This is a genomic window from Clostridium sp. BL-8 (assembly GCF_002006495.1).
Classification (GTDB): Bacteria; Bacillota; Clostridia; order Clostridiales; family Clostridiaceae; genus Clostridium.
Map to the genome: position 1 here is coordinate 47,589 of NZ_LZZL01000039.1, position 7,154 is coordinate 54,742.

Annotated in this window: 5 protein-coding genes and 1 pseudogene; 5 read left to right on the plus strand and 1 reads right to left on the minus strand. The window is 29.6% G+C overall.

Features of this window, described 5'->3' with window-relative positions:
- Nucleotides 1-201: 201 nt before the first annotated feature.
- The 4 genes from CLOBL_RS14540 to CLOBL_RS14555 all read left to right on the plus strand — a co-directional run bounded on the left by CLOBL_RS14540 (nt 202) and on the right by CLOBL_RS14555 (nt 5,652).
- The gene (locus CLOBL_RS14540; protein WP_009172386.1) at nt 202-840 is read left to right on the plus strand and encodes a lactate utilization protein; all 639 of its coding nucleotides are present in this window, start codon (nt 202-204) and stop codon (nt 838-840) included.
- Nucleotides 841-861: 21 nt separating this feature from the next.
- Entirely contained in the window at nt 862-1,947 is a 1,086-nt protein-coding gene (locus tag CLOBL_RS14545) for a glycoside hydrolase family 105 protein (RefSeq protein ID WP_077859700.1), read from the plus strand.
- 398 nt (nt 1,948-2,345) lie between these two features.
- Nucleotides 2,346-3,887, plus strand: coding sequence for an MFS transporter (locus CLOBL_RS14550; RefSeq protein WP_009172384.1), 1,542 nt, complete (start codon nt 2,346-2,348; stop codon nt 3,885-3,887).
- Between the two features lie 301 nt (nt 3,888-4,188).
- The gene (locus CLOBL_RS14555) at nt 4,189-5,652 is read left to right on the plus strand and encodes a glycoside hydrolase family 28 protein (RefSeq protein ID WP_143323875.1); all 1,464 of its coding nucleotides are present in this window, start codon (nt 4,189-4,191) and stop codon (nt 5,650-5,652) included.
- 406 nt (nt 5,653-6,058) lie between these two features.
- On the opposite strand, the gene CLOBL_RS14560 is transcribed toward CLOBL_RS14555, so the two are convergent.
- Nucleotides 6,059-6,910: an AraC family transcriptional regulator gene (locus CLOBL_RS14560; protein ID WP_179117761.1), complete on the minus strand. Its 852-nt coding sequence runs from the start codon at nt 6,908-6,910 to the stop codon at nt 6,059-6,061.
- Nucleotides 6,911-7,059: 149 nt separating this feature from the next.
- Here CLOBL_RS14560 and CLOBL_RS27550 point away from each other — a divergent pair.
- Nucleotides 7,060-7,154: pseudogene (locus CLOBL_RS27550) on the plus strand (YafY family transcriptional regulator); the annotation flags it as partial.

Below are 7,154 nucleotides of genomic sequence, written 5' to 3' on the forward strand. Positions count from 1 at the left end.
TCGACAAATGCACTTTTAAGCCTAACTTGATGAATATAATTGGGAAATTAAGTTTTGTATAAGAATTTAAATGGACAACAAAATATGTATAAAATCAATAATAAAAACAATAAATGATAAGATTTATTACATTTGATGAGCTATACTTACATTAAGTTAACGTTAACAATTCACCTATGAAAGTTTTTTTGAGGGAAGATAATGAATGAAAATAAAAAATGGCAGTATAGATGTCTTGCCAAAGAAGCAGTAGATATACTTGAAGATAATCACTATGATGCTCATTATGCAGAGAATCTTCAAGAAGCTAAAGATATGGTACTAGGCATGATTACAGAAGGCGCAAGTGTTGCATTAGGAGGCTCTGTAACTATAGATGAAATGGGCTTACTGAAAATATTTAGAGAAGGTAAGTATAAACTATTTGATAGATATCAGAAATTACCTCATGATGAGATCATTGAAATACAAAGACAATCTTTATTAGCAGATTTTCTAATAACTGGAACTAATGCTATAACAAGAAATGGCGAATTGGTTAATATGGATTGTTCAGGCAATAGAGTTTCTGGGATGATATTTGGTCCTAAAAGAGTTATAGTAGTCGCTAGTGCAAATAAGTTAGTGGATGATGTAGAAGCAGCTATTAAAAGAATTAAATCTATAGCACCACTAAATGCTAGAAGAATAGGCCATGAAACACCTTGTGTAAGAACAGGTAAATGCATGGATTGTAATGTGAAGAAAAGAATATGTAACTATTTGACTGTAATAAATCACGGATGGAAGTTTGATGGTAGGATAAGTATTATAGTTATAGCTGATGAAGCAGGATTTTAATTTTATTAAGAGGTAGAAAAGATGAGAGATTACGGAAAATGGATGGCAGATTCGATAATAGCAAAAGATATAAATTTAACTGATCACTGGGGCTATGAGTATGGTTTAACTTTAGACGGAGTAGCTGAGGTATGGAAGAAAACAGGAGAAAAGAAATACTTAGACTTTATAATAAAGACCATGGAACATTTTATACAAGAAGATGGAACTATAAATGGCTATATGCTAGATGAATATAATATAGATCATTTGAACAATGGTAAAATACTGATAACTTTATATGATGAGACTAGAAATGAGAAGTATAAGAAAGCACTAGATTCACTAAGAAAACAAATAGATACTCATCCAAGAACTAATGAAGGTGTATTTTGGCATAAGAATATATATCCTCATCAAATATGGCTTGATGGACTATATATGGGGGCAACATTTTATGCTAAATATATAAAAGAGTTTGGACAAGTATCAGAGTTTGATGATGTGGCTAAGCAGTTTATAATATGTGAAAAGAATCTGAAAGATGAAAAGACAGGTCTTTTATACCATGCTTGGGATGAGAGTAGAGAGCAAATTTGGGCTGATAAAGAAACAGGATTATCGCCACATTTTTGGGGACGATCTATGGGTTGGTATGTAATGGCTTTAGTTGATACAATTGAGGTATTTCCACAGGATCATAAGGATAGAGAGAGATTAATTGATATACTAAAAGATTGCATAAACGCTCTGCTTAAAGTTCAAGATAAATCAAGTTATGTATGGTATCAAATTTTAGATCAAGGTGATAGAAAAGGTAATTACTTAGAAGCATCAGGATCATCAATGATAGTATATGCCTTACTTAAAGGAGTAAGAAAAGGATATTTATCGGAAAATTTAAAAGAAGTTGCAAAGAAATCTTATAAAGGTTTAATCGATGAATTTATATTGGAAACAAGAGAAGGGTTAATAAATTTAAACAAAATTTGTTATGTTGCAGGTTTAGGTGGAGTTGATAAGAGAGATGGGAGTTTTGCTTATTATATAAGTGAACCTATAATAAGTAATGAACCAAAGGGATTAGGGCCATTCATCTTAGCAGCATCTGAATATCAATTAATCTGAAGTGTTAATAATAAATTTGTTTGATTGAGGGATGTTTACACTAACTAATCGAATAATAGAGGGAGATGTAAATATCCTCTAATAAATAATAGTGTAAATGATAACGTTTGAAATGTTCTATTTGTTACGGTTATAGTTTATGATAACGTTTAATAGAATGGGAGAAGTTTTATTTTGGAATAGAGAAAATCTTTTGAAGAAGACGTTTGTAGTGGTTAGAAGAACTTTTGCCCTCTAGAAAAAAGTCAGTAAGTTTGTTAAGTGATTTGTACAAAAAACAGAAAATTTATGCATAAATTTTGAAGGAAACTGTAAGAAATATTAAAAATAAAAATCGAGTAAACTCTGGCTTTATAGAGTTTTCGAGAGTACTAAATTATAACAAGGAGGAAAAAATAATGACTGAAAAAATTAAATTAAGAAACATACTTGGATATTCGAGTATAAATTTTTTGGGAAGTGGAGCTCAGGGCTTAATGTCTGCATGGCTGTTATTTTTCTATACTACTGTTTGTGGACTTGATCCAGTAAGAGCGGGATCGATTTTTGGAATTGCAAGACTTATTGATGCTGTTGGAAATCCGGTATTAGGCTTTATAAGCGATGGTTTGGGGCAAACTAAATTAGGTAGAAAATTTGGTAGAAGGAAACCTATTATTGCACTTGGAATAGTTGGAATAGCTATTATATTCCCATGTTTATGGATATCAGGACACTCTTTTGAATATTACTTTGCTGTTAATATGATATATGAAATATCTTATACTTTAATATTTGTACCTGGGACAACTCTTCCGGCTGAAATGACTCAAAGTGCTGCTGAAAAAGCAAAACTTATTGGTGGGAAACAATATTGTGGTACTTTATCTGGATTTATCTCAGGGCTATTAACTGCATGGATTTTTAGCACTTTTGGAAAAACTTCAGCTCAATCCTTTTGGTATATAGGACTTTCTTGGGGAATTATAACTACATTAGCTTTACTATTCTTTATATTTAATGTATATGAAAGAGATCCAGAATCAGCTGTTTACGAAGATGCAGCAGGCTCACTTGGCGAAGTATTTAAAAAGCTTGGAGTTGATTTAGTTTCTTGTATGAGACTTAGAGCATTTAGACTCCATAGTATTATGTGGTTCTTAGGCAGTGTTTATAAACAGCTTGCAGGAGGGGTTCTTACTTTCTTTGCGATTTATGTCTTAAGCTTAACAACAGTTAATGTTTCAGCAGTAAATAGCGTATCTTCAGGAGTATCACTTGTAGCTATATTTATATATATAATACTTGCATATAAATTTGGTGGACCAAAGACTTTCAAACTAGGTATTGGAATAATATTAGTTTCACTTTTAGGTTATATATATCTTGTATTTGCAGGACATAATTCAATGACTTTAACTTTATTCTTTATTTTTACAGTAGTTAATATTGTAGGTAAAGCTGCTGTTGACTATATACCAACTTACCAAATGGGATTCGTTGCAGATATAGATGAAGCACTTACATTAAAGAGAAGAGAAGGTATCTATAATGGAATAAATGGTTTATTTGGTAAGCTTGCAACATCAATAGAATCATTTGTACTTGGAATTGGTTTAGCAGCATTTGGATTTGTAAGCACAAGTGCAAAAGCTAAGGTTATGCCTCCACAGCCAGCTAGTGCAATAACAGGTATATCTGTAGTTACAATTGTATTTCCAATAGTATTGCTTGTAATAACTTGGATTGCAGCTTCAAGATATAAGCTTACAAAAGAAACTCATAAATTATTGGTAGATGAAGTAAATAGAATTAAAGCTGGCGGATCAATGGATGACGTAACTCCAGAAGCTAAAGTAGCTGTTGAAGTTTTGACAGGCTGGAAATATGAAAACTGCTTTGGAAATAACAATGTAGCATATACAAATAATGTAGCATATGCAAATAAAATAAACTTATAGTAGTTATAAGTTTATAGAGTATTATCGCAAACTAATGTTATTAACAATTTTTGCATTAATAAATATAATGGGTAAAACATGTGTAGATTATGTACCAACTTATAAACATATAAAATATGAAGCAAAAAATGCACTTTAATTAGAGTAGTAGGATATAAGTTTTTATATATACTAATGATACGTGTATATAAATTTAGAAAGGATGTAGATTACAATTTTAAATTTCAATATAATATCAAAAACATCTAGGACAATTTCAATTGAAATTGTAAATGAAGAAAGTTTTTATTTAAAGGAAGCAGTGAATTTATATATAAATAATGAAAAGATATCGGAAATTAATACTAATGTATATACAATTAAGGATTTAAATCAAGATACTGAATATATTATATACATTGAAGAGATTTCTACAAAAGACATAAGTGAGAAGATTAAAATAAAAACTTTAAGTGAATCTTATGTTCTTAATGTAAAAGATTTTGGCGCAAAAGGTGACGGTCTAGAATTAGATACAGCTGCAGTACAAGCAGCTATAGCAGCTTGCCCATTACATGGAAGAATTATAGTGCCCAAAGGAAGATACCTATTAACTCCAATCTTTTTAAAAAGTAATATAACTATTGAATTAGAAGAAGGTGCTGTATTATTAGGCGCTCAGGATAGAAATAAATATCCTATATTACCAGGATTGCTAAAAGGTTCATCAAAGGAAGAATACTTCTTAGGGTCTTGGGAAGGCGATCCAGATGATTGCTTTGCTAGTTTAATAACTGGAATCAATGTAGAGAATGTAAACATAATTGGTAATGGAATCATAGATGGAAATGCCAGCATTGATAATTGGTGGTTTGAAGCAAAGAAAAAAAGAATTGCATGGAGACCAAGAATGATATTTCTTGTAGGATGCAAAAATATTTTAGTTGAAAGCGTTACAGTTAAAAATTCGCCATCATGGACAATACATCCTTTAATGAGTGAAGATTTAAAATTTATTAATTTATATATTGAAAATCCTAAGGATTCTCCAAATACTGATGGTTTAGATCCAGAATCCTGTAAGAATGTGCATATATTAGGAGTTAACTTTTCTGTTGGAGATGACTGTATAGCAATAAAATCAGGAAAAATATTTATAAGTAAAATAAAGACAATGCCTTCACAACACATTTATATTAGAAACTGCAATATGAATTTTGGACATGGCGCTGTAGTGCTTGGAAGTGAGATGTCCAGTGGGATAAATAATATATATGTAGAAAATTGTTTGTTTAATGAGACGGATAGAGGTATTAGAATAAAAACAAGGAGAGGCAGAGGGGATACTGCTATTATTGACGAAATATATGCAAGAAATATAAAGATGAATAAAGTATTGACACCTTTTACTATTAATTGTTTTTACTTCTGTGATATAGATGGTAAGACAGAATATGTATGGAGTAAAGAGAAATTACCAATAGACGATAAAACGCCATATATAGGTAACATTTATCTTCAAAATATCACTTGTTTAAATGCTCAAGTTGCTGCTGGATTCATGTATGGACTTCCAGAAAGAAAGATCAAGAAAGTAAAAATGGAAAATATCTATGTGAACTTTGATGCAGATGCAAAAGCTGGTGAGCCTGATATGCTAAGTTTTGTTGAACCAATGTATAAAAATGGATTCTATTTCAATAATATAGAAGAATTAGAGCTAAAAGATGTTGTAGTAGAAAATTCAGCAACAGAACCAATAATAAAATTAAATATAGATAAATAGATCAACCTTGAACTAAGAACCTTAACCGTCCAATTTCAAAGGCATGTTTCCAAAAATATATTTAATTTATGGTATGGAAAAAATTAAAAGTATGTGTAAGCGTATTAGATGATCATATTTATAAAGTTGCTAAAACTTTAAGTTTATATATTCACTAGAAAGAACTGGTAGTTTATTGTGCAGTGTTGCATTGAAAATATAGCTGTAGGTATTTCTTTAGTTGAAGTTATTCCGTTTAAACTTACCAGAAATTTATATTAAGAGGAAGTTTAAATGGGCATAACTTTTATTGTTAGAAATTCACAGCAATATTCTCTAGTAACATAGCCAAAAGACTACCAGTTCTAATTCTTTCGGTGGATTATGGCATAAGTTTAAGCTATATGGTGAATATCATAGGGTGAATTTATCTCTCACTTAGAAGTTTTCTATACTTCATTGGAGACATGCCCATTACAGTTTTGAAAACTCGTGTAAAGTGTGTATTATTGGTAAAGCCAGCTTTTTCAGCAATATCAATAATTTTATACTTTCTATTTTGAAGCAATTGTGTTGCATTTCTAATTCTTATGCTATTTAAGTATTCAATAAATGTAAAGTTTGTTGTTTGCTTGAATAATTTACTTAAATAAAATGGGCTCAAATAAAATTCTTTAGCAACTGAAGATAAGGATATAGCTTGGTAGTAATTTTCATTTATATATTTAATTACTTTTGAGATTTTTGGATTAATTGGTTGCATAGAATTGTAATCCTTTAACTTAAAATCATCAACAAAATTATTAATTAGAATTAGCAATTCGCACAACAATACTTTGGAATGAAAATCTTTTTTATCGCTTTGACTTTTATCAACTTCAAGAAGATGATTTAGGACACTCTCAATATTGTTCTTATACTTAAATGATAAAGGTAATACTCTATTTTTTAAATTAAAACATGAATATAAATTAAGAGCATTCACATTTTGGGAAAATTCTGACAAAAATGTTTGAGTGAAATTTACTACAATTCTTTCATGAGAATAATCTGAAAAATCAGAAGTTTTATGGATTTCGTTAACGTTTACTAATACAAGATTTCCCTCAGATACTTTATAAATAGTGTCATTTATAAAATATTTTCTTTCGCCGTGAATTAAATAAAATATTTCATAATCTTCATGAAAATGATGTTGAGGCATATCAAATTTTTTGGTTCTCTTTAGCTTATTTATAAAAAAATTATTATGAAAAACTCGAACAGATCTATTAGACATTTTAAACATCTCCCAATAATAAATATTAAAATATGTAAAGAATAGAGCCTTATAATAAAAAAAGTGAAATTTATCAACAATATTTAATATACAATGTAATTAAACTATATTCATTTTCATAAGTCAAATATTATTCAGTATTTAAGGAAAGCAAATGGTATTTGCAAGCCTTTAGTATTGAAGGAAATAATTATAGGATATTTAAGTTAGCTAGAATGAATGAGGTACGCGTATCAGAAGATAA

What these genes read in the sequence shown, in the direction of transcription:
- CLOBL_RS14550 (WP_009172384.1), top strand. Translation starts at nt 2,346, where the DNA reads ATGACTGAAAAAATTAAATTAAGAAACATACTTGGATATTCGAGTATA.
- CLOBL_RS14560 (WP_179117761.1), bottom strand. Translation starts at nt 6,910, where the DNA reads ATGTCTAATAGATCTGTTCGAGTTTTTCATAATAATTTTTTTATAAAT.
- CLOBL_RS14545 (WP_077859700.1), top strand. Translation starts at nt 862, where the DNA reads ATGAGAGATTACGGAAAATGGATGGCAGATTCGATAATAGCAAAAGAT.
- CLOBL_RS14540 (WP_009172386.1), top strand. Translation starts at nt 202, where the DNA reads ATGAATGAAAATAAAAAATGGCAGTATAGATGTCTTGCCAAAGAAGCA.